Annotated in this window: 17 protein-coding genes; 8 read left to right on the top strand and 9 right to left on the bottom strand. The window is 63.3% G+C overall.

The features are described from left to right. Positions 1-255 precede the first annotated feature (255 nt). From B5F90_RS07945 to murB, 5 genes are all read right to left on the bottom strand, one after another. Positions 256-849, bottom strand: coding sequence for a DUF6549 family protein (locus B5F90_RS07945; RefSeq protein WP_087362272.1), 594 nt, complete (start codon positions 847-849; stop codon positions 256-258). A gap of 215 nt (positions 850-1,064) precedes the next feature. Further along, positions 1,065-1,784: an aminotransferase class IV gene (locus B5F90_RS07940; protein ID WP_087362271.1), complete on the bottom strand. Its 720-nt coding sequence runs from the start codon at positions 1,782-1,784 to the stop codon at positions 1,065-1,067. Then, the gene (holA, locus tag B5F90_RS07935) at positions 1,781-2,851 is read right to left on the bottom strand and encodes a DNA polymerase III subunit delta (RefSeq protein ID WP_087362270.1); all 1,071 of its coding nucleotides are present in this window, start codon (positions 2,849-2,851) and stop codon (positions 1,781-1,783) included. The genes B5F90_RS07940 and holA overlap by 4 nt, the downstream gene beginning before the upstream one ends. Positions 2,852-2,853: 2 nt before the next feature. Further along, on the bottom strand, positions 2,854-4,200 hold the full coding sequence (tilS, locus tag B5F90_RS07930; protein WP_087362269.1) for a tRNA lysidine(34) synthetase TilS: 1,347 nt from the start codon (positions 4,198-4,200) through the stop codon (positions 2,854-2,856). A gap of 103 nt (positions 4,201-4,303) precedes the next feature. Continuing rightward, on the bottom strand, positions 4,304-5,314 hold the full coding sequence (murB, locus tag B5F90_RS07925) for a UDP-N-acetylmuramate dehydrogenase (protein ID WP_204229540.1): 1,011 nt from the start codon (positions 5,312-5,314) through the stop codon (positions 4,304-4,306). Positions 5,315-5,410: 96 nt separating this feature from the next. Between murB and B5F90_RS07920 the strand changes: the two genes are divergently transcribed. The 8 genes from B5F90_RS07920 to B5F90_RS07885 all read left to right on the top strand — a co-directional run bounded on the left by B5F90_RS07920 (position 5,411) and on the right by B5F90_RS07885 (position 14,698). Then, positions 5,411-6,847, top strand: a complete 1,437-nt coding sequence (locus B5F90_RS07920) for a DUF4301 family protein (RefSeq protein WP_087362267.1) — start codon at positions 5,411-5,413, stop codon at positions 6,845-6,847. A gap of 340 nt (positions 6,848-7,187) precedes the next feature. Further along, positions 7,188-7,805, top strand: coding sequence for a hypothetical protein (locus B5F90_RS07915; RefSeq protein ID WP_087362266.1), 618 nt, complete (start codon positions 7,188-7,190; stop codon positions 7,803-7,805). Between the two features lie 2 nt (positions 7,806-7,807). Beyond that, the gene (locus B5F90_RS07910) at positions 7,808-8,638 is read left to right on the top strand and encodes a DUF2764 family protein (RefSeq protein WP_087362265.1); all 831 of its coding nucleotides are present in this window, start codon (positions 7,808-7,810) and stop codon (positions 8,636-8,638) included. Positions 8,639-8,651: 13 nt separating this feature from the next. Beyond that, the gene (locus B5F90_RS07905; protein ID WP_087362264.1) at positions 8,652-10,406 is read left to right on the top strand and encodes a V-type ATP synthase subunit A; all 1,755 of its coding nucleotides are present in this window, start codon (positions 8,652-8,654) and stop codon (positions 10,404-10,406) included. Positions 10,407-10,417: 11 nt separating this feature from the next. Next, the gene (locus tag B5F90_RS07900) at positions 10,418-11,737 is read left to right on the top strand and encodes a V-type ATP synthase subunit B (RefSeq protein ID WP_087362263.1); all 1,320 of its coding nucleotides are present in this window, start codon (positions 10,418-10,420) and stop codon (positions 11,735-11,737) included. Positions 11,738-11,748: 11 nt separating this feature from the next. Further along, on the top strand, positions 11,749-12,357 hold the full coding sequence (locus B5F90_RS07895) for a V-type ATP synthase subunit D (protein WP_087362262.1): 609 nt from the start codon (positions 11,749-11,751) through the stop codon (positions 12,355-12,357). After that, positions 12,354-14,210 (top strand): V-type ATPase 116kDa subunit family protein, encoded by a 1,857-nt coding sequence (locus B5F90_RS07890; RefSeq protein WP_239307766.1) that lies wholly within the window; start codon positions 12,354-12,356, stop codon positions 14,208-14,210. The genes B5F90_RS07895 and B5F90_RS07890 overlap by 4 nt, the downstream gene beginning before the upstream one ends. 35 nt (positions 14,211-14,245) lie before the next feature. Next, a complete protein-coding gene (locus B5F90_RS07885; protein WP_087362260.1) occupies positions 14,246-14,698 on the top strand; it encodes an ATPase in 453 nt (150 codons plus the stop codon). Positions 14,699-15,881: 1,183 nt separating this feature from the next. Here the strand turns inward: B5F90_RS07885 and B5F90_RS07880 are convergent. From B5F90_RS07880 to B5F90_RS07865, 4 genes are all read right to left on the bottom strand, one after another. Continuing rightward, positions 15,882-17,861, bottom strand: a complete 1,980-nt coding sequence (locus tag B5F90_RS07880; protein WP_087362259.1) for a hypothetical protein — start codon at positions 17,859-17,861, stop codon at positions 15,882-15,884. Between the two features lie 676 nt (positions 17,862-18,537). Beyond that, a complete protein-coding gene (gene rnr / locus B5F90_RS07875; protein ID WP_087362258.1) occupies positions 18,538-20,787 on the bottom strand; it encodes a ribonuclease R in 2,250 nt (749 codons plus the stop codon). Next, a complete protein-coding gene (locus B5F90_RS07870; protein WP_087362257.1) occupies positions 20,787-21,887 on the bottom strand; it encodes a M20 family metallopeptidase in 1,101 nt (366 codons plus the stop codon). Before B5F90_RS07870 ends, rnr begins: the two co-directional genes overlap by 1 nt. A gap of 343 nt (positions 21,888-22,230) precedes the next feature. Beyond that, entirely contained in the window at positions 22,231-23,196 is a 966-nt protein-coding gene (locus B5F90_RS07865) for a methylenetetrahydrofolate reductase (RefSeq protein WP_087362256.1), read from the bottom strand. Positions 23,197-23,218: the final 22 nt, after the last annotated feature.

Raw genomic sequence — 23,218 nt, 5'->3', positions numbered from 1 at the left:
CGGGGCGGCATGGGGCTCGTGTATGGAATTGCAACCCCGGAAGGAGGCTCCCGGGTGTCGGTTCCCGGGCATGTCTCCGGGAAGGCCGGGCCAGTGTGGGGCGGCGTGCGGGGCGGGTGCCGCGTCCGGCCTCCGGCGTGGAAGAGGCGGCACGGCGGGCGACCCGGGACTTCGGCTGCCGTGGCAAGACGGCGGAGTCGGGCTTGGCTTGGGCTTGGGCTTGGGCTTGGGCTTGGGGTTTCGGACGGCAGTTCCTCAGCGCTCGATGCGGACCTGCTCGGTGTAGACAATCCGCGTGTGGGGGTTCGACGAGACAATCTCCTGCCGCAGCGCCTTCGTACCCCAGCGGATGAAGAGGAAGCGGCGGGGGATGCGGTGGACGACCTGCCGCAGCGTGTCGACGCTCTCGACGCGGCAGGCGACCGAGTCGTCGCGGAGCATCCCCTCGACCGTCACCCAGGCGTCGCGCCAGCGGAAGAGGCGCACGGTGTCGCGCACGACGAGCGTGTCGCGCAGGGCGACGCGCACCGTCTCGCGCAGCGGGGCGTGGAGCTCCAGCCGCGTTGCGGTGACGCTCTTCGAGGCGGCCTCGAGGCGGCGGATGCGGATGCCCATCTGGCGGATGCGCTCGGCATCGGCGGCGCGCAGCTCCTCGAATTCGGCGGCGCGCAGCCGCAGCACCTGGGCCGAGGCGGCCTCCTCGTCGAGCCGCGTGCGGTAGTGGCTCACCTGGCTCGCCAGGGCACTCTGATTCTGGGTCAGGCGGCGGATTTCGGCCCGCTGGCGGGGCCACAACAGGAGTACGAGCCCCGTCAGCACCAGGGCGTAGAGCAGCAGATAACGATTCATGGAGGGTTGGTTTTCCGCAAAGGTAGGGTCGCCGGCGCCGCTTCGGTTTCCACTTTTTTCAGAAAAAATGAAGGTGCCGTGCCAGGCGTACGGCGGCATGTGGCGGCCCGGGATGGGATGGTCCGGGATGGCCCGGGGACTGCGGAGAGCTTCTCCCGAACCGGGAAGATGTCCGCCCGGGACGGCGGGTGCAGATGTGCCGGCGGGTCGCCGGACTACATGGGATAGCGGGCCTCCATCGCCTCGGCGATGCGTTCGGACAGGAGCGTCATGAAGGGCTCTCCGTCGCAGTGGGCAAGCGAGGTCACGCCGCGCCAGTCGACGTAGAAGAGCTCGTCGAACATCGGCAGCATGCGGCGCGGCAGCGGCTCCTCTACCACCTCGAAGCCCGCCCTCCGGGCGGCATCGAGTGCCGTCTGCCGCTCGACGCTCTGCGGCGCGGGTGCCGTGACGAGCGTATGGCCGCGCAGGGCGAAGAGCGGCGCATCGTCGGCCGTGAGCGCCCGGTCGGCCTCGTCGCAGCGCACGGCCACCTGCGCGCCGGCCGCCTGCGCCTGCTGTCGGGCCAGCGCCGCGGCCGCCTCGCGGGCCGAGGTGGGCCCCTCGCCGAAGGGGAGTGCATAGCGCAGCGTCACGGCGTCGGGCGTGATGCTGCGGTGGGCGTAGCCGCGGTAGAGCGAGATGCCGTGGAATGAACAGTCGACCTCGCCGCTGTCGTCCACCGCCAGACGGACGAAGAGCGAGCGGTCGCACCCCACGGGGGCGTTGCGCCGGGCCTCCTCGCGGAGCATCCGCCGGGCCTGCTCCTCGTCGAGCGGCACACTGAAGCCGAAGAGGCTCCGCGCCCAGCCGTCGAGCAGGGCCAGATGCTCCGCGAGGTTGCGGCAGAAGCCGTCGAGCAGGTGGATGGTCTGGTAGAGGTATACGTCGGTCACAGCAGGAAGATTTTGAGCAGCAGTTCGCGCAGCAGTTCGCCGTCCGGCGCGCCGCCCGTGTTGATGCCCTTGCTCTTGGCGTCGTATTCGCGCAGCAGCCCCAGGATGCGGAAGACCTTGCGGTTGTCCCACGCGGCGGAGAACTGCTTGATTTCGTTCACGGCGTAGACGTTGCTCTTGCGCAGCGTCCGCATCAGCTCCGCATCCGACGGGAAGGGCTGCCCGCGGCGTCGGCTGAGCCAGCGCAGGTAGTTGACCGTGAAGTAGTCACGGAACTGCCCGAAGAGTGCCATGACGGTCAGCAGCAGCGGGTGCTCCTTGGGGTTGCGGGCGAAGTTGTCGGCAATCATCAGCGCCCGGGCCATGTCGCGCGAGGCGACCGCCTTGCAGAGCTCGAAGTTGTTGAACTCCTTCGAGATGCCGATGTTGGCCTCGATGTCGGCGTCGGTGATGCGGCGCGTTCCCTCGGGCAGCGAGACCACCAGCTTGTGCAGCTCGTTGGCGATTTTCGTGATGTCGGTGCCCAGATGGTCGGTCAGCATCGAGAGCGCCTTGGGGTCGATGGCGAGCCCCCGTGCGGCGATGAACTGCTGGAGCCACGGCCCGATTTCGTAGTCGCGCGGGCGGACCGATTCGAGCACCGCGCCGTTGGCCGCGCAGCTCTTGTAGAGGGCCGAGCGCTTGTCGACGCTCTTCTCCTTGTGGCAGATGACCAGAACGGTCGTCGGCGAGGGCTTCTGCGTGTAGAGCGCCAGCTTGTCGAGCCCGCGGAGCTGCTGCGCCTCGCGGACGATGACCACCTCGCAGGCCCCCATCATCGGCATCTGGCGGCAGAGCGTCACCACCTGCCCCGCATCGATGTCGCGGCCGTAGACCGTAATCTGGTTGAACGAGCGCTGGGCCTCGTCGAGAATCGTCGTTGCGAGCTGCTCGCACAGCGCGTCGATGAAGTAGCTCTCCTCGCCCATGAGCAGGTATACGGGGGCGAAGCGGCGGGCGGCCACCTGGGCCGTCAGCCGTTCGAACTCGGCGGCCGAGTCGCGGAATTTGATAGCACCCTTGGCCATGTTCAGACAATTTCCTTGGTAATGCGCAGCACGTTCTCCGTCTCGCGCGTGAGGCGGTAGCGGTCGTCGATGCGGCGCCCCACCACCCAGACGATATCGTCGCCCGAGAGCAGCACGAACTGCCGCCCCTTCTCGGCCACTGAGACCTTGGCGTCCTTCAGGAAGTCGCTCAGCTTCTTGCGGCCGGTCATGCCGAAGGGGATGAACCAGTCGCCCTCACGCCAGCGGCGCAGCGTGAGCGGGAAGCGGAGCTTGTCGACGTCGACCTGGGCAATGTGCTCCGGCACGCCGAAGTTCTCGATGGTGTCGATGTCGCAGTATTCGAAGTAGAGCACCGAATTGCCGCAGTAGCTGCGCGGCGCCCCCCGCTCGACGGTGGTCATGCAGTCGTCGCCGGCCGGGATGGGCCCCACGACGATGTTGCCGCGGTCGGTGCAGGCGACGTATTCGCGCGAGTAGAAGCGGCGCCCCGTCGTCCCGTGGTCCAGGGCGTGGCAGAGCGAGTCGATGACGTCGCCCTTGAAGCCGTAGGCCGAGCTGAGCAGCTCGTAGACCACGAAGTTGCGCGGGAAGGCCGGGTCGATGCGGTCGAGATGAATCGTGTCGAGCCCGTCGGCCGAGGTGACCGCCACGGCGCGGATGCGCTCGATGCCGTGGTTGATGAAGAGCTGCGCGTCGGTCAGACGGGCGATGTTGCTCCGCATCAGGCTCGTGAACTTGGGGTTGATTTCCCGGATGCGGGGGATGAGCCCCAGCCGGATTTTGTTGCGCAGGTATTTGGTCGAGCGGTTCGACGAATCCTCGCGGAAGGGGATGTGCTCCGCTACGGCGAACTCGAGAATCTCCTTGCGCGAGGCGAAGAGCAGCGGGCGGATGACGCGGCCGATTTGGGTCGAGATGCCCGTCAGCCCGCGCAGCCCCGTACCGCGCAGCAGGTTGATGAAGAAGGTCTCAATCGAGTCGTCGGCATGGTGCGCCACGGCGATGGCCGGATAGTTGTACTGACGGCTCAGCTCGTCGAACCAGGCGTAGCGCAGGCGGCGGGCCGCCATCTCCATCGATTCGCCCGTACGCTCCATCTCGGCGGCCGTGTCGAAGCGGCGGTTGTAGCAGGGAACGCCGTAGCGGGCGGCCTGCTGCGCTACGAGCACCTCATCCTCGTCGCTTTCGGTGCCGCGCAGCTGGAAGTTGCAGTGGGCGACCCCCACCTCGTAGCCGCTGCGGATGAAGAGCGTGAGCATGACCATCGAATCCACGCCGCCCGAGACGGTCAGCAGCACGCGTCCGCCCGGGGGAAGCAGTTCGTTTTCGGCGATGTAGCGTTGAAAGGAGTCCAGAAGATGTGCCATAGGCAAAAGGGTTCGGTTGCAGGTGTGTGGCGCGGAGCCTCGGCGCCGCGTCGGGATTCGGTAGTGGGGCGGGCCGCCGGGGCGGCCCCGCCCGGTGTCTTGCTCAGAGGATGTTCACCTCGGTGTCGATGGCCACGCCGAACTTCTCGTGGACCTTGGCCTGCACCTTGCGGGCGAAGGCGAGCACCTCGCCGCCCGTGGCGCCGCCCAGATTGACGAGCACCAGCGCCTGGCGGTCGTGCACGCCGACGCGCCCCTCGTGGTACCCCTTCAGCCCGGTGCGGTCGATGAGCCAGCCGGCCGCCAGCTTCACCTTCGTCGGGTCGGCGGCGGGGTAGAGCGGCATGTCGGGATAGCTCTCGCGCAGCCGTTCGGCCACGGGCTTCTCCACGACGGGGTTCTTGAAGAAGCTGCCGGCGTTGCCCGTCACGGCCGGGTCGGGGAGCTTCGAGCGGCGGATGGTGCAGACCGCCTCGCGGATGTGCTCGAGCGTGGGTCCGCCCAGCGCCTCGACCTCACGCTGCAGGTCGCCGTATTCGAGCCGCGGACGCGGCGTGCGGCTCAGGCGCAGCGTGATGGCCGTGATGATGACCTTGCCGCGCAGCGCATGCTTGAAGAGGCTCTCGCGGTAGCCGAAGCCGCAGTGCGCGGCATCCATCACCAGCATGTTGCCCGTCTCGACGCAGAACATCTCGACGCTCTCGAGCGCATCCTTCACCTCGCAGCCGTAGGCCCCGATGTTCTGCACCGGCGCGGCCCCCGCCTTGCCGGGAATGAGCGAGAGGTTCTCCAGGCCCCAGAGCCCCCGCTCGACGCTCCAGGCCACCAGCGCGTCCCACTCGACGCCCGCCTCGACGCGCAGCCGGACCGTGCCGCCCTGCTCGCCGAGCGTCGTGATGCCCTCGCCCACAGGGCAGAAGAGCACCCCCTCGTAGTCACGCGTGAAGAGTATGTTGTTGCCGCCGCCGAGGACGTACCACTGACGCGGCGCGCCGGCGGAGAAGAGTTCGCGCAGCTCGTCCGGCGTCTCGAATTCAACCAGACGGGCAGCCGTTTGCGCGACGTGGAAACTGTTGCGGTCGCGCAGGTCGATATGCTCAAATTCTCGAATCATGATGTGCAAAGTTAGGAATTATTTTATAACTTTGATACACGGAACCCGATGACCGGTCCCCAAACACCGAAAACGAAAACCAAAACCCATAAACCCATGTTTACCTCCGAAGACCTGCTTCAAATACAGCAACACGGACTCACGACCGAGGCCGTGGAACAGCAACTCGAAAATTTCCGTCGGGGATTCCCCTTTCTGAAGGTCGTCCGCGCCGCCTCGCCCGGGGACGGCGTGCGCGTGCTCTCCCGTGAGGAGGCTCAGGCTGCGGCCGAACGCTACGACCGCGCGGCCGAAGGCCTCGGCGTGGTGAAGTTCGTGCCGGCGTCGGGCGCCGCGACGCGCATGTTCAAGGAGCTCTTCGAGTTCATCAACGAGGACAAGCGCGGCAAGGGCATCGACACGCTGCTCGACAACATCGAGAAGTTCGCCTTCTGGCCCGAACTGAAGGCCGTGCTGCCGGCCGGCGCCGACGACAAGACCATCGTCCGCTGCATCGTCGGCGAGGGGCTCGGCTACGGCTCGAAGCCCAAGGGGCTGGTCACCTTCCACGCCTATCCCGAAGGGGCGCGCAAGGCGGCCGAAGAGCATCTGGTCGAGGGGGCCGCATACGCCTCGTCGCACGGTGTGGCGCGCATCCACTTCACCGTCTCGCCCGAACACATGGAGGAGTTCAAGTCGCTGCTTGCGGCGCGGATTCCCGCCTACGAGAAGCGTTTCGGCATCCGCTACGACATCTCCTACTCGGTCCAGAAGCCCTCGACCGACACCATCGCCGTCAACCCCGACAACACCCCCTTCCGTCAGGAGGACGGCTCGCTGCTCTTCCGTCCGGCGGGCCACGGCGCGCTGATTGAGAACCTGAACGACATCGACGCCGACCTCATCTTCATCAAGAACATCGACAACGTGACCACCGACGCCCGCCGCGGCGACACGGTCCTTTATAAGAAAGTGCTGGCCGGCCTGCTGCTCGAACTGCAGCAGGAGACCTTCGCTCACCTGCGGGCGCTCGATGCCGGCACGGCCGACCTCACCGCCGTAGCCGGCTTCATCGAGCAGCGCCTCTGCGTGAAGCTGCCCGCCGAATACGATGCGGCGCTGCTGCGTGCGGTGCTCGACCGCCCCATCCGCCTTTGCGGCATGGTCCGCAACGAGGGCGAGCCGGGCGGCGGCCCCTTCTGGGTGGGCAACCCCGACGGCACGCAGTCGCTGCAGATTGCCGAGTCGAGCCAGATTTCGCCCGACGACATGCCGCTCATGAAGCAGGCCACGCACTTCAACCCCGTGGACCTGGTCTGCGGCGTGCGCAACGTCTCGGGCGGGAAGTTCGACCTGAGGCGCTACACCGACCCCTCGACGGGCTTCATCTCGTCGAAGTCGAGCGGCGGCCGTCCGCTGCGCGCCCAGGAGCTGCCGGGCCTCTGGAACGGAGCCATGGCGCGCTGGAACACCATCTTCGTCGACGTGCCCATCACCACCTTCTCGCCCGTGAAGGTGGTCCAGGACCTGCTGCGCCCCCAGCATCAGCAGTGACGGGACGGCGTGCGGCTGCCGGAGAGGTATCCCCGTAACGCTCCGGTGCTCCTCGTCTGCACCTTGTGCGGAGCTCCGCGCGAGGCCTCCCGGAAAATACCCGGGTAATATCTCGGACCGCATGAAGTTCGGGCGGCGGAAGTTGCTTCCGCCGCCTTTTTCGTCCCCTGCAGGCCGCTCCGTCTTGCGGTTCGACAGCTTCTGTGACCGAATTTTGTCGATTTGCAGACGATATTGTTCCTTTGGAGAATAAATTGTTACATTCGGATGCGGTTTGTGGAGAAACTTTTCTATATTTGTGTGCGCAAAATGAAAATCGACGATTAAACTGTATAACAAAATGGAAAACAAACTTCAACAATTGACCCAGAAACTCTACGACGAGGGGCTGGAGAAAGGTCGCGCCGAAGCGGAACGTCTGGTCGCCGAAGCCAAGACACAGGCTGCCGCCATCGTGGAAGAGGCCCGCAATCAGGCGGCCGGCATCGTCAAACAGGCCGAGGCCAAGGCTGAGGATGTCGCCAAGAACACGCTCACCGAGATTTCGCTCGCCGGCAAGCAGGCCGTCTCGAAAATCAAGGCCGAGCTGAGCGGCGCGATTGTCGCCCGGAGCATCTCGGAAGGGGTGAAGCAGAGCGTAGCGGACCCCGCCTTCCTCAAGGAGATGCTGCTGGCCGTAGCCCGCAACTGGAACGGAGCCGACGCTGGCAAGGTGGAGCTCCGCGCCCTGCTGCCCGAGGCTCAGCGCAAGGAGTTCGATGCCGCCTTCGCCGCAAGCGTCAAGGAGCTGCTGGCCGGCGGCATCGAGGTGGGTTATTCGAAGGATGTGAAGAGCGGATTCAAGGTGGCGGCCAAGGACGGCGGCTACTACATCTCGTTCTCCGACGCGGATTTCGACGCGCTGCTGGGCGAGTACCTCCGCGACAAGGTGTCGGAACTTCTCTTTAAGGCCGAATAGTCATGTCCTCGCGGAACTATTACAGTCTGGTCGCCGGACTGCGCGAGTATGCGCTCGACGCCGACACCAAGGGCTTTGATGCGAAGGGCATCGTCGAGGAGATTCTCGACGGGGTCTGCGCGTCGGACGCCTCGGAGGTGCGTCTGCTCTACGGCTACTACGACTGCGAAAACATCCTCGCGCTGCGGGCGGGCCGCTCGGCCCACAACCCGCTGGGCAACCTCTCGCGCGAGGAGCTCGAGCAGGAGCTCAAGGCGCCGTCGCGTCTGCCGCAGGGCATCGCCCGCGTGGTGAAGGCCTACGCCGACCCCGAAGGCGAGGAGGCCGAGGAGGTCGATACGTCGCGCCGCTTCGAGACGACGCTCTTCGCCGCCTACTACGACGCCTGCCGCCGCTCGCGGAGCCGCTTCCTGCGTGCCTGGTCCGAATTCGACCGCACGCTGCGCAACGTTATGGCCGCACTGGCCGCCCGCGCCGCCTCGCGCCCGGTCGAGGAGGTGGTCGTGGGGGGAGGCGACGTGGCCGAACAGCTGCAGCGCAGCTCGGCCGCCGATTTCGGCCTGCGGGGCGAACTTCCCTTCATCGACTCGGTCATCGCGGCGATGAACGACGAGGCCAACCTCATGGAGAAGGAGCGCAAAATCGACCTGGTCCGCTGGGAGGAGGCCTCCGAGCTGGCGACGTTCGACTATTTCAATATAAACGCCATACTCTCGTATCTGGTCCGCATCAACATCGTGGCCCGCTGGGCGCGGCTCGATGCGGCGCGCGGTCGCGAGATGTTCAACCGGCTGCTGGCCGAGCTGGACGGCAAGGAGTTGATAAATAAGTAAAAACAATCATACGATGAAAACTACAGGACGTGTAAACGGTATCATCTCCAATATCGTGATTGTCAAGGCCGACGGACCCGTGGGCCAGAACGAAATCTGTCACGTGTACGTCGGAGATACCAGAATGATGGCCGAAGTCATCAAGGTCGTGGGCGACAACGCCTATGTGCAGGTGTTCGACAGCACCCGCGGCCTCAAAATCGGCGACAAGGTCGAATTCGAAGGCCACATGCTCGAGGTGACGCTCGCCCCGGGCATGCTTTCGCGCAACTACGACGGTCTGCAGAACGACCTCGAGAAGATGGACGGTCTGTTCATCGCCCGCGGTTCGATTACCGACCCGGTCGACTTCGAGGCGCTGTGGGAGTTCAAGCCGCTGGCCAAGGCCGGTGACAAGGTCTCGGCCGCATCGTGGCTCGGCGAGGTGCAGGAGCAGTGGGTGGCCCACAAGATTATGGTCCCCTTCACGATGACCGATACCTATACGGTCAAGAGCGTGGCGGCTCCCGGCAAGTACAAGGTGACCGACACGGTGGCCGTGGTGACCGACGCCGAAGGGCATGACCACAACATCACGATGGTCCAGAAGTGGCCCGTCAAGCAGGCAATCCGCTGCTATACGGAGAAGCCGCGCCCCTCGCGCGTGATGGAGACGGGCGTGCGCGCCATCGACACCTTCAACCCCATGGCCGAGGGCGGTACGGGCTTCATCCCGGGCCCGTTCGGCGCCGGCAAGACGGTGCTTCAGCACGCCATTTCGAAGCAGGCCGAGGCCGACATCATCATCATGGTGGCGTGCGGCGAGCGTGCCAACGAGGTGGTCGAGATTTTCAAGGAGTTCCCCGAGCTGGTCGACCCCCGTACGGGCCACAAGCTCATGGAGCGCACCATCATCATCTGCAATACGTCGAACATGCCCGTCGCCGCGCGTGAGGCGTCGGTCTATACGGGTATGACCATCGGCGAGTACTACCGCTCGATGGGTCTCAAGGTGCTGGTCATGGCCGACTCGACGTCGCGCTGGGCCCAGGCGCTGCGTGAGATGTCGAACCGTCTGGAGGAGCTTCCCGGTCAGGACGCCTTCCCGATGGACCTCTCGGCCATCATCTCCAACTTCTATGCACGTGCCGGTCTGGTGAAGCTCTACAACGGCCAGACGGGTTCGGTAACCTTCCTCGGTACGGTGTCGCCTGCCGGCGGTAACCTCAAGGAGCCGGTGACCGAGTCGACCAAGAAGGCGGCGCGCTGCTTCTACGCCCTCTCGCAGGGCCGCGCCGACTCGAAGCGCTACCCGGCCATCGACCCGCTGGACTCCTACTCGAAGTATCTGGAGTATCCCGAAATCCGCGAGTACCTCGACGAGCACATCGGCAAGAACTGGGTCGACATGGTCTATGCCGGCAAGACGATTGTCCAGCGCGGCAAGGAGGCCAACGACCAAATCAACATCCTGGGTGACGACGGCGTGCCCGTGGAGTACCACGAGCGCTTCTGGAAGTCGGAGCTGCTCGACTTCGTCATCCTGCAGCAGGACGCCTTCGACGACATCGACGCCAACTGCCCCATCGAACGTCAGAAGATGATGTACGAGATGGTGCTCGACATCTGCCGTAAGGACTTCGGCTTCGCCGATTTCGAGCAGTGCTCGCAGTTCTTCAAGGGACTCATCAACCTCTTCCGCCAGATGAACTACTCGGAGTGGAAGTCGGAGAAGTTCGAGAACTACCGCAAGCAAATCGTGGAGTATGTGAGTGAACAATCCAAATAAAGCGGAAGAATATGACAACACGTGCATTTCAGAAGATATATACCAAAATCGACAACATCACCAAGGCCACGGTGACGCTCAAGGCGTCGGGCGTCGGCAACGACGAGCTGGCCACCGTCGGCGGCAAGCTGGCTCAGGTGGTGAAAATCATGGGTGAGAACGTCACCCTGCAGGTGTTCGCCGGCACGGAGGGCATCGCCACCGACTCGGAGGTGATTTTCCACGGCGAGCCCCCGAAGCTCCGCGTCTCGGACAACCTCGCCGGCCGCTTCTTCAATGCCTACGGCGAACCGCTCGAGGGTGGCGAGCAGCTGGAGGGCGAGGCGCGCGAAATCGGCGGCCCGACGGTCAACCCCTTCAAGCGTATCCAGCCTTCGGAGCTCATCGCCACGGGTATCGCCGGTATCGACTTGAACAACACCATCGTGACGGGTCAGAAGATTCCCTTCTTCGCCGACCCCGACCAGCCCTACAACGCCGTGATGGCCAACGTGGCGCTGCGTGCCAAGGCCGACAAGATTATCCTGGGCGGCATGGGTCTTACCAACGACGACTTCCTCTACTTCAAGGCGGTCTTCGAGAACGCCGGTGCGCTTGACCGCATCGTTTCGTTCGTCAACACGACCGAGAACCCGCCCGTCGAGCGACTGCTCGTGCCCGACATGGCGCTGACGGCCGCCGAATACTTCGCCGTGGACAAGGGCGAGAAGGTGCTGGTGCTGCTCACCGACATGACGCTCTACGCCGACGCGCTGGCCATCGTCTCGAACCGTATGGACCAGATTCCCTCGAAGGACTCGATGCCCGGTTCGCTCTATTCGGACCTGGCGAAAATCTACGAGAAGGCCGTGCAGCTGCCCAACGGCGGTTCGATTACGATTATCGCCGTGACGACCCTCTCGGGCGGCGACATCACCCACGCCGTGCCCGACAACACGGGTTACATCACCGAGGGTCAGCTCTTCCTGCGCAACGACTCCGATACGGGCAAGGTCATCGTCGACCCGTTCCGTTCGCTGTCGCGACTCAAGCAGCTGGTTATCGGCAAGAAGACGCGTGAGGACCACCCCCAGGTGATGAACGCCTGCGTGCGCCTCTACGCCGATGCGGCCAACGCCAAGACGAAGCTCGAGAACGGTTTCGACCTCTCGGACTACGACGAGCGTACGCTGCGCTTCGCCCACGACTACTCCGAGAAGCTGCTGGCCATCGACGTGAACATCAGCATCACCGAGATGCTCGATACGGCCTGGACGCTCTTCGCCAAGTACTTCTCGCGTGAGGAGGTGGCCATCAAGGAGGAGCTCATCAAGAAATACTGGAAAGCATAAGCTACGGAGCAATGGCAATCAAGTTTCAATACAACAAGACTTCGCTCGGCGAACTCGGCAAGCAGCTGAAGATGCGGCAGAAGGCGCTCCCTACCATCAAGAGCAAGGAGTCGGCCCTGCGCTCCGAGGTCAAGAAGGCGAAGGACTCCGCCGGCGACTACCAGCGGCAGTTGGAGGCGCTCAAGCAGCGCTACGACTACATGGTGTCGCTGTGGGGAGAGTTCGATACGGACTTGTTGCGCATTGCGGACATCGAACTTTCGGTTCAGAAGATTGCGGGCGTCCGTACGCCGCAGCTCTCCGAGGTGAAGTTCGAACAGAAGCCCTACGACCTCTTCTCCTCGCCGGTGTGGTATGCCGACGGAGTGGAGATTCTCAAGAACCTGGCGCGCCTGGGCATCGAGTACGAGGTCTACAACCGCAAGATGGAGCTTCTGGATTTCGCACGTCGCAAAACCACTCAGAAGGTGAACTTGTACGAAAAGGTGCAGATACCGGGGTACGAGGACGCCATACGTAAAATCAAACGCTTCATGGAGGATGAGGAGAACCTCTCGAAATCCGCCCAGAAGATTGTGAAGACCAAACAGCAGCAGGCCGGGGAGGGCTCGATGTTATGATAGCGAAAATGTCGAAATACGACTTTGTGCTCTATGCGGCACAGAGCGAGGACTTTATCGAACGGCTGCGTGAACTGGGTCTGGTCGACATCACCACGACGGGCTGGGAGCCCTCGGAGGAGGACCGCCAGCTGCTGCTCGACATCGAAGGCCACGCCAAGGCGGCCGACTTCCTGCGGACGTTCCGCGAGGAGAAGGAGCGCTTCAAGGCCGACGCCGAACCCTTCTCCACGGGCGAGGAGGCCTACCGCCACTATGCGGCCGCCTCGAAGCAGGCTGCGGCGCTCAATGCCGAAATCGCCCGCCTCGAGAAGAGCGCCGACGAGCTGCGCCCCTGGGGCGAGTTCTCGGTCGAGAGCCTGCGCCGCCTCTCGGAGCAGGGCATCGTGCTGCGTTACTTCTCGGCACCCGCTTCGGCCTACGACAAGTATGCCGCCGAGTGGGCCGAAGAGTATACGCTCGAGCTCATCCACCGCGGCGAGTCGACGGCCTACTTTGTAGTGGTCGCCGCTCCGGGCCAGGAGGTGAACCTCGACGCTCAGGAGATGAAGGCCCCGACGATGGACATCCGCGAGGCGGAGCGCCGCATCGCCGAGACGCGGGCACGGCTTGAGGCCCTCGACGCCGAATTCTCGCGCGTTGCCGCCTCGGAGCAGCTGCTCGCCGAGCATGCCGCGTCGCTCAAGGAGCGCCTGCAGGCGCTCCGCGTGACGGAGACGGCCCGTCAGGAGGCCGACGGCACGCTGCTCGTTCTGGAGGGATGGGCCGAAAAGGCAACCTCCGAGCGGGTGGACGCCCTGCTGGAGCAGTATCCCAACGTGGTCTACATCAAGTCGGACCCCACGCCCGAGGACAATACCCCCGTGCAGCTGCGCAACGGTTGGTTCGCCCGCATCTTCGAGATGGTGGGCGACATGTACGCCCGTCCGAAGTACGGCACCATCGACCTGACGCCCTACTTCGCCCCCTTCTACATGCTCTTCTTCGGCATCTGCCTCAACGACGCCGGCTACGGCCTGGTGCTGCTGGCCATGGGCCTCTGGATGCTTCACAAGAACCGCAAGCCGGGCATGATGCGCCGCGCCGCATGGTTCGCCACGATGTGCGCCATCGCCACGGTGCTCTTCGGCGGCTTCTGCGGGTCGTTCTTCGGCGTAAGCATGCAGAGCTGGGTGCCGACGGGCGCCGACGGTGAACCGCTGTTCCGCTTCTACGACTTCCAGAACAACTTCTTCTCCGTGGCACTGGCCATCGGCATGGTGCAGATTCTCTTCGGCATGCTCATCAGCATCGTCACCACGACGCGCACCTTCGGCATCAGCCACGCGCTCGGCTCGCTGGGATGGTTCCTCATCCTGCTGGGCGGTTCGGTAGCCGGAGGTCTTCCGATGCTCAACGAGGCGTGGGTCATTCCGGGCTTCACCACCTCGTCGCCGGCCTTCTACGCCGTGCTCGGCATCGGTGTGTTCCTCATGCTCTTCCTCAATTCGCCGGGCCGCAACCCGCTGCTGAACCTCGGAGCGGGCGTCTGGAACTTCTACAACAACGTGACGGGACTCCTGAGCGACGTGCTGTCGTACATCCGCCTCTTCGCCATCGGCCTCTCGGGCGGTGTGCTGGCGCTGGTCTTCAACTCGCTGGCCGAGGGCTTCGTGCCCGACGATGCAGGCATCGTGGGCCGGATTCTCATCATGCTGCCGATTCTGCTCATCGGTCACGGCATCAACCTCTTCATGTCCACCATCTCGTCGTTCGTCCACCCGATGCGTCTGACGTTTGTGGAGTTTTACAAGAATGCAGGCTTCGAAATGGGCACCCGCTCGTTCGACCCGCTGCGCAAAATGGATAAGTAAAAAACAACAATAACAACAAAACTCATTCTAAAACTATGGAAACAACAGCTTTGGTATTGGCCTACGTCGGTGTGGCCTTGATGGTAGGTCTGGCAGGTATCGGTTCTGCCATCGGTACTTCGATTTGCGGCCAGGCGGCGGTCGGAGCCATGAAAAAGAACAACTCGGCTTTCGGTAGCTACATGATTCTTTCGGCGCTTCCCGGTTCGCAGGGCCTTTACGGATTCGTCTGCTTCTTCATGGTACAGGGCTTCCTTTCGAGCCCCTCGATGGTTCAGGCCTGCGCCGTTCTGGGTGCCGGTATTCTGGTCGGCATCGTGAACTTCGCCGCTGCCATCTATCAGGGCAAGGTCTGCGCCAACGGTATCGCAGCCGTGGGTAACGGTCACGACGTGATGGGTAAGACGCTGATTCTGGCCGCTTTCCCGGAGCTCTACGCCATTCTGACGGTGGCTGCCACCTTCCTGATTGCCAACATCGTACGCTAATCGCACGATGCTGCCTGACGGCCGGAACCCCAGCGGGTTCCGGCCGTTTTTTTGTGCCCGCTGCTGTCCATCGTTTTTTTGTGCCCGCTGCTGTCCATCGGCTTTTTGTGCCCGCCGCTGCGCCGCTGTCCATTGCTCATTTTGCTTCCGTCGGTTTCACCCCTTTTACTACCGGTGTCCCCGGTTCCTTGAGCTCGTCATTCCTGGTCCTTTTTGCCGGCGTTTTCGGTTCCTTGAGCTCGCTGTTTTCGGTTCCTTTTGTCAACGTTCTCGACCCCTTGAGCTCGCCGTTCCCGGTACCTTTTGCCGGCGTTTTCCGGCCCTGTCTCCCGTCTGCCGCTTCTTGACCCAGCCGTTCGTCGGCTTTTGTTCCTGCCTCCTGACTCTCTTGACCTCCATTCGCCGCTGCACCGTCCATTCTTAGGATTCCCGCCTCAGCGTCGCCTGTCTCCCTTGGTTTGGGGCCCGCCGCATCCATCTCCTCCGCCCATCTCCTCCGCCCATCTCCTCCGCCCATCTCCTCCGCTCATCCCCTCCGCTCATCCCCTTCGCTCATCCCCTTCGCCCAACCCCTTCGTCCATCTCCTTTGCCCATCCCTCTTGTCCATCCTCTCCGTCTATCCTCTCCGTCCATCTCCTTTGTCCATCCCCTTTGCCCATCCTCCCCGTCCATCTCCTCCGCCCCCCCTCACCATGCTATTCGTTGCCTTGCTCTGGTTGAGCCGGCAGCATGGAGGTGTTAGTCCATATTGGTCGAAAGTCTGTGTGGGGGGGCGGGGCAGTTGAGGACGGGGTGCACTGCCGGGAAACGGGCAGGACGCCGATGCCGAAGTCGGCCGGTTGGAGGAGCTAGGTGAGGGGAGAAAAGTGGAGGAGAGAAAAGTGGAGGAGAAAGGTGAGGAAAGGAGAGGAAAAGGAGGGAGAAAGGTGAAGGGGGAGGTGAGAAAGAAAGGTCGGGGAGAAAGGTGAGGAAAAAGTGAGGGGAAGAGAAAGGTGAGCCGGCATTCGCTCTCCTCCGCCGGGAGCGTAAGGAGGGGCTAATCGCCCGGATAATATACCGCGGGGAGTGGGGCCTGCGCGTGGTCAACGGAGACAAAAAAGAGAGGAGCGGCAATCCGTGAAGGATTGTCGCTCCTCTTTGATTCGTTGAATGAGGTGTTGCGCCTCATTCAACTTGTTCGGGTTACTCCTGAGCCGGAACAGCGAGGTCCGTAACCGTTACGTAGCGCGAACCGTTAAATTGCGCATAGATGCGGTCGATGCCGGTAAAGGTCAGCGTCCTCTTGTCATCCGATACGGAGAGAACGATGTCGATGCGTCCATATCCACCGTCGGCGGTACCTGCACCTATCTGCGAGAGCGTCAGCGTCTTGGCCGACGGGTCGTAGACGTAGGTTACAAGAGCGGAGAGGACATCCTCAAATTTGTAGCTGGAGCTCCAGTACTGAGCGACAAAGTAGGCCTTACCCTTGTCAGGGTTACCGATGGCATTCTTGTCAATTGATATCTTGATGCAACCCTTGACATCCTTGCCGCCATCGTGGGCAAGCTGGCTTCCCTCGACATAGAAGTCGGTGGGACCGTTCCACTCGCCCTCATCGGCGATGGGGCTGTAGGTCTTGGCGTTCATGTCGATGTTGTACTTGGTCTCCTGACCGTCGCAGGTCAGCGTAACGATGCCGTCGGAGATGGTGTAGGTACCCTCCTTCGTGCCAATCTTGCCGCCGCCGAAGCCGTCGAGTACCAGCTCGTCACCCGAGCCGCTTGCAGGCTTGTAGCTGCCGGCCTCCTTGCCCTTCTCGATGAGGTTCGTCGTGCTGCCGTCATAGGTGTACTGGAGCAGCTTCTCGCCCTCCTTCATAACGAAGCCCGTTGCCGAAGCGTCGCCGAGCGATTCTCCGTTGGTGAACTCCATGTCAACCTTGGTGAGCTGGTAGCCCTCGCGCTCGAAGAGGTAGTATGCGGTGCCCGTCGACGTCTTGACCTCGAGCAGGTACTTGCTGCCGCCTGCGTTGCCGGCCGAGATGAAGCTCGAAAGGTCGTTCTTGCTCATGATGTAGAAGCGGACGTTGTCCGGCATATCCTCGAGCAGGTTGCTTACCCATGCGACGGTCATCTCATCGTCGTAACGGCCCGACAGACCGTAGAACTCGCACGATGCTGCGTTGTATGCGAACTGCTTGGTCGACTCGTCGTAGCTAATCATGCCCTGGAAGTCGAACTTGTTTGCGTCGGTGGTCTTCACCGAGAATGCGGTGTTCGACTTAATCTCGGCCTCGAGCGTCGTGGCGTCGTAGCGCTCCAGCTTGCCGAGCTGGGTCGTGTTGATGAAGAAGCCCTTGTAGTTGCCGACCAGTGCCTTGCCTACGAAGTCGTTCTTCTCGCTCGATTTGATGGTCATGGTGAGGGGCTCGGCCGGCATGACGAGCGTCCAGTAGCTGTTGAAGTCCCAGCCGTTGTCCTCGAAAATCGTCTGGTCTTCGTAGTGGGTGCCGGTGCGCTTGCCGACGATGGTTACCGAGTAGTTGTAGCCCAGGTCGACCTCATAGGTGAACTGTACGACCTGATTGTAGAAACCGCGGTACATCTTGTTGCCGTCCTCGTCGAGCACGGGGTCGCCGTTGTCGTCCTTTACCAGGGCGTTGAGCATGTTGATGTAGGCGTAATCGTCGCCTTCAAGCGTGATGTCGTTGTACTCGGTAGCGGTGGTAACGTCCAGAGATACGTCGTGAGCCGGCATCGTGAACTTGAAGGTGTACAGCTTGTAGTCGGGCTGCAGCTTCACGTCGCCCTCCTGCTTGCAGAACTCGCCCAACTCCGAACCGTAGGCTATGCTGGTGATACCGAGCGAAAGGTCCGTGACGTTGACGTAGAAGGTAATCTCGGTTCCCGAAACGGCCGACTGGGGAACGTTCACGAAGTTGAAGGTGTCGGAGTTGTCGTAGTAAATCGAATACTCGGTCGGGGCCATTTCACGCACCTCGATGTTGAGCGTCACGTCGCTGGCCGGCATCGTGAAGGTGTAGTTGAAGGTGTTGGTCTCGGCATCCGAGGAGACGAACGTGCAGGGCTCCTCGTTATAGTGGACCGTAACGATTTCCATGCCTTCGGCCGGAACAATGCTCAGGGGACCTTCGTCGCCGGCTTTGGCCGATTCAGCCACGGTGACCTGATAGTTTTCGGACGTCGGAACCGTGATGGCGAAGCTTGGTGCCGCACCTTAGGTGTTGTCCTCCGAGCATCCTGCTGCGCCTGCGAGCAGGGCGCCCATCAGCAGAAACTTGAGAAATGGGTTTTTCATAAAAGGTACTTAAGGGGGTTAAACAATTGCGGAGGATTAAATGGCCCCTCCGTTCGGCCATTATCGTTGGGTTACTCTATGCTGGTTGGTTTATAAAACGAAACCCGCTCCTGCGAAACGGGGGAGGGGGCGTCGGCTCTCTCCGGGGCGGTATACGCCTGACCGACCCGGTCTTCAAACAACACGGCCGCAATAATATTACGAAATTTTTTTCAAAACGGCAATCCCGAATTTTATCTTTTTTGACTGAAAACTTTTTTTCTCAATACAGTGCGTGTCGATGGACGCTTTTGTGTATGTTGACCGATTTCGGATATTGGCGCAGGCGGAGTGTAAGGAACGGTTGCCCTGATTTTGAATAACTTTCGAATAGCTTTCGAATTCGACCGTGTCGGAACTCCCGGCCGGTGCGGGAGCGGTGCAGACAAAGCGGGCGGGAATCCGTATGTGCCGGATTCCCGCCCGTTGCCGAACCCCGTGGTCCCTGGCGCAGAGCCGCTTTGCCGTCGGGGTGTATGGTTATAAATAAGGTATGCGCTCAGTGTCTGCGGCGCGGACGGTGTCCGTGTGAAGCCGGAGCCTGGTGCTCGTCCGAAGGTGACGGCCTGCCCGGAGCGGTCTTCGGTGCCGCGTCGGGCAGCACCAGCTCGAAGTCGAGCTGACGCTTGCGCAGGTCGGCGCTCTTGACGCGGATGCGCACGGCGTCGCCCAGCGTGAAGCGGCGGCCCGTCGAGCGCCCCACAATCTCGTAGCGCTGCTCGTCGAAGGCGTAGTAGTCGCCCGGGATGTCGCGCAGGAAGGACATACCCTCGATGTGCGTCTCGTCCAGTTCGACATAGACGCCCCACTCGGTCAGCCCCGAGATGTGTCCGTCGAACTCCTGCCCGATGCGCTCCTTCATGAACTCCACCATCTTGTACTTGATGGAGGCTCGTTCGGCCTCGGCGGCTATCACCTCGCGCTCCGAGGCATGCACGCAGAGCTTCTCGAGCGTCTCCTTGTCGGCCGAGCGGCCCCCTTCGAGGTAGCGGGCCAGCAGCCGGTGGACCATCATGTCGGGATAGCGGCGGATGGGCGAGGTGAAGTGCGTGTAGTAGGGGAAGGCGAGGCCGTAGTGGCCGATGTTGTCGGTCGAGTAGTAGGCCTTGGCCATCGAGCGGACGGCCATCGTCGTCACGGCGTTCTCCTCGGTCGTGCCCTTGATTTGGGCGAAGAGCTTGTTGAGCTCCTTGGCCACGGCGCGCCCCTTGGTCGCCTTGAAGATGTGGCCGAAGCGGAGGATGAACTGGCGGAAGCGGTCAAGCTTCTCCTCGCTCGGCGTGTCGTGGACGCGGTAGACCATCGTGCGCTCGACATGGCGCCCCTTTTCGGTCTTGCGGCGGCCGCAGAACTCGGCCACGCGGCGGTTGGCCAGCAGCATGAACTCCTCAATCATCTGGTTCGACTCCTTCTGCTCCTTGATGTAGACCCCCAGCGGCTTGCCCGACTCGTCGAGGCGGAACTTCACCTCCTCGCGGTCGAACGAGATGGCGCCGTGCTTGAAGCGTTCGCGGCGCAGCGCCTGGGCCAGCCGGTTGAGCGTCAGAATCTCCTCGGCATAGTCGCCCTTTCCGGTCTCGATGACCTCCTGCGCCTCGGCGTAGGTGAAGCGGCGGTCCGAATAGATGACCGTGCGGCCGAACCACTCGTCGAGCAGCTCGAGGTTCTCGTTGATGGTGAAGACGGCCGAGAAGCAGAGGCTCGCCTCGTGGGGCCGCAGCGAGCAGAGCTCGTTCGAGAGGCGCTCGGGAAGCATCGGAACGGTGCGGTCGACCAGATAGACCGACGTGCCGCGCTCCTCGGCCTCGGTGTCAATCGTGTCGTGGGGATGGACGTAGTGCGTCACGTCGGCGATGTGGACGCCCACCTCCCATACGCCGTCGCTGATGCGGCGGATTGAGAGCGCGTCGTCGAAGTCCTTGGCGTCGGCCGGGTCTACGGTGAAGGTGGTTACGCGGCGGAAGTCGCGCCGGCGGTCAATCTCCTGCTGCGTGATGCGGCCGTCGATGGCCTGGGCCGCCTCCTCGATTTCGGGCTCGAAGCGGTAGGGGAGGTCGTATTCGGCCAGGATGGCGTGCATCTCCGTGTCGTTGTTGCCCGCAAGGCCCAGCACGTCGACCAGCTCGCCCACGGGGCTCTTGCTGCCGAGCGCCCATTCGGCGATGCGGACCACCACCTTCTCGCCGTCCTTGACCTGGGGATACTTCTTCTTGGGCAGGAAGATGTCCATGGGCATCTTGCGCGAGTCGGGCTTGACGAAAATCTGGTGGGCCCCCACCTCCGCAACGCCGACATAGGGCTTGCGGCTCCGCTCGACGATGCGCGTCACCTCGCCCTCCATCTTGCCGTCGCGCGACTTGTGGAGGACGGCCACCTCCACGCGGTCGCCGTCCAGGGCGTTGGCCGCATGGCGCTGGTTGACGAAGATATCCTCCTCGAGCCCCTCGACGCGGATGTAGAGCGAGCCGCTCGAGGTCATGTCGGCGATGCCTTCGTAGTGGGGCAGGTGGGAGTTCGTCAGGCGGTACTTGCCGCGCGAGCACTCCTCGACGATGCCCTGGTCGAAGAGCCGCTCGAGGATGTCGAACGTCTCGCGGCACCCCTCCTTCGAGGCGCCTCCCGAGACCGAGGCCAGGTGCTTGAGCGTGAACTTATTGTTGGGAAACTCCCGGAAGAGGCCCAGAATGACGACCTCGCGGTCTTGCTTTCCGCCACCCTTGGCGGAGCGGGTTTTCGTCTTTCGTGTCATCAGTTTTCGAATATTTGCAGGGCGAGACGTTTCATGAAGTCGATGCCCGCGGGAATCGCCCGTTCGTCGGGGCAGAAGGTGCCCGTATGGGGACGTCCCGCATCGGGACCGACGCCCAGCCGGTAGAAAATCGCCGGATACTTCGTGCAGTAGAAGCCGAAGTCCTCGGCCGTGGTGCGCAGCGGGAGCATCTCGACCCGGAAGTCGGGCTTGGCCGCCAGCACGGCCAGCCGCGTGAGCACCTCGTCGTTGACCACGCAGGGGTAGCCGCGGTTGATGTCGACCCCGGTGCTCACGCCGTGGCGGGCATCGATGTCGGCGGCGATGTTGCGCAGCCGCTGCTGGATGATGGTGCGCTCGCGCTCGTCGAAGGTGCGCAGCGTCCCCTCCATGTAGACCTTGTCGGGGACGATGTTGGTGGCGCCGTCGGCCTCGACGCGGCCAATCGACAGCACGCACTCCTCGCTGTTGAGCGCCAGCAGCCGCGTCACCAGCTCGGCGGCCGCCGCCACGGGGTCCTTGAGCTGCTGCCGCATGGCGCCGTGGCCGCCCGTGCCGTGGAGCGTGAAGCGCAGCTCGTCGCTGGCGGCCATGTACTTCCCGGCGCGGAAACCGAGCGTACCGACCGGCAGGCGCGCCTCGACGTGTTCGCCGATGAAGGCGCGCACGTCATACCCCTCGAAGGGGTTCTCGGCCAGCACGAGCGATGCGCCGCCCGGGTTGCACTCCTCGCCGGGCTGGAAGAGCCCGAAGAGGGTACCTTCGAAGTCGGGCGCGGCGGCTAGCTGCTGCAGCACGCCGAAGAGTACGGCGGCGTGCACGTCGTGGCCGCAGGCGTGCATCACGCCGGGGTGCTGCGAACGCCACGCCACGTCGCACTGTTCGTCGATGGGCAGTGCATCGATATCGGCGCGCAGCACGACGGCGCGCCGCAGGTTGCCGTGCCCCTCGATGCGGGCCAGAACGCCCGTACGGGCGATGGGCCGGTGCTCGATGCCCAGCTTCGTGAGCTCCTCGGAGATGAAGCGGGCGGTCTGGCGCTCTTCGAACGAGAGTTCGGGTTGCGCATGCAGGTGACGGCGAAATTCGACGGGGGTCATGTCTCTGTTGTTGAAATCGGCTTGAAATACAAAATGTTTGTGCGCTGCGGAGCCTCTCCGGCGCAGATGCATCCGCGGCGCAGAGGGGGTCGTTGCGACCGCCGCCGTGCCGAAGGTTGCGTAAAGATAGGGATTGTTTCCGAATTAAGGAAACATCCCGCGGCTCTTTTTTCGGGGCGGATGGGGCCGCAACCGCCTCCGGGCAGCGTTTCCGAGGTCTTTGGGGTGGCGCTGCCGGAACTCCGGGGACGACAAGGTCGGGGTCTTCGGGTGGCGGCGTTGCCGGGGGCTCCGGGACGGTGGGGTCGGGCCCTTTCGGGCGTCCGGCTGCGGCGGCCCGTCGTCAGAAGATGGTCCGGGCTATCTCGATGATGTTCTCGGCCTTGCCCATCGGGTAGTAGTGGAGCACGGGGACGCCCGCCTGCTTCAGCTCGCGGCTCTGGGCGATGGCCCACTCGGTGCCGATGCGCCGCACGGCCTTCGCATCGTCGCGGTGGGCGAGCACCTCGCGCTCGAGCTCCCACGGAATGTGGCAGCCGAAGGTCTGGGGCAGCAGCGTGAGGTGGCGTACGGTCGACAGGGGCTTGATGCCGGGGATAATCGGCACGGTGATGCCCGCCTCGCGGCAGCGCTGCACGAAGTCGAAGAAACGGGCGTTGTCGTAGAAGAGCTGCGTGACGACGTACGAGGCGCCGGCGTCGACCTTGGCCTTCAGGAAGGCGATGTCGCTCTCGGGCGAGGCGGCCTCCTGATGGGTCTCGGGGTAGCCCGCCACGCCGATGGAGAACTTCGAGTGGTGGCAGACCTCCACCTCGCCGTCGACGAACTCGCCGCGGTTCATCGCCGCAATCTGGCGGACGAGGTCCACGGCGTGGGCGTGGCCCTGTGGGTGGGGCATGAAGTGACGCTCGTTCTGCGACTTGTCGCCGCGCAGCGCCAGCACGTTGTGCAGCCCCAGGAAGTCCATGTCGATGAGCGCATCCTCGATGTCGTACTTCGAGAGTCCGCCGCAGATGAGGTGGGGGACCGTCGTCACGCCGTAGCGCTTCTCGATGGCGGCCGAGATGCCCACCGTTCCGGGACGGCGCCGCACGACGTGCCATTCGATGCCGCCGTCGGGGCGCTGCGTCTGCTTGATGCCCTCGCGGTGGAAGGTGATGTTGATGTAGGCCGGGTCGAACTCCATGAGCGGGTCGATGGCCCCGAAGACGCCCCCCATGCCGTCGCCCTTGAGGGGAGGCAGCAGCTCGAAGGCAAAACGGGTCTTCCGCTCTTCGAGCGCCCGGTTGATGATGTCGGTAACGTTCATTTCTGCTTGTTGTCTGTCTTGT

It is taken from the genome of Alistipes sp. An31A (assembly GCF_002159425.1).
Lineage (GTDB): Bacteria > Bacteroidota > Bacteroidia > Bacteroidales > Rikenellaceae > Alistipes > Alistipes excrementigallinarum.
The sequence above is the reverse complement of the archived record's forward strand: the minus strand, read 5'-3'. Positions and strand labels throughout refer to the sequence as shown.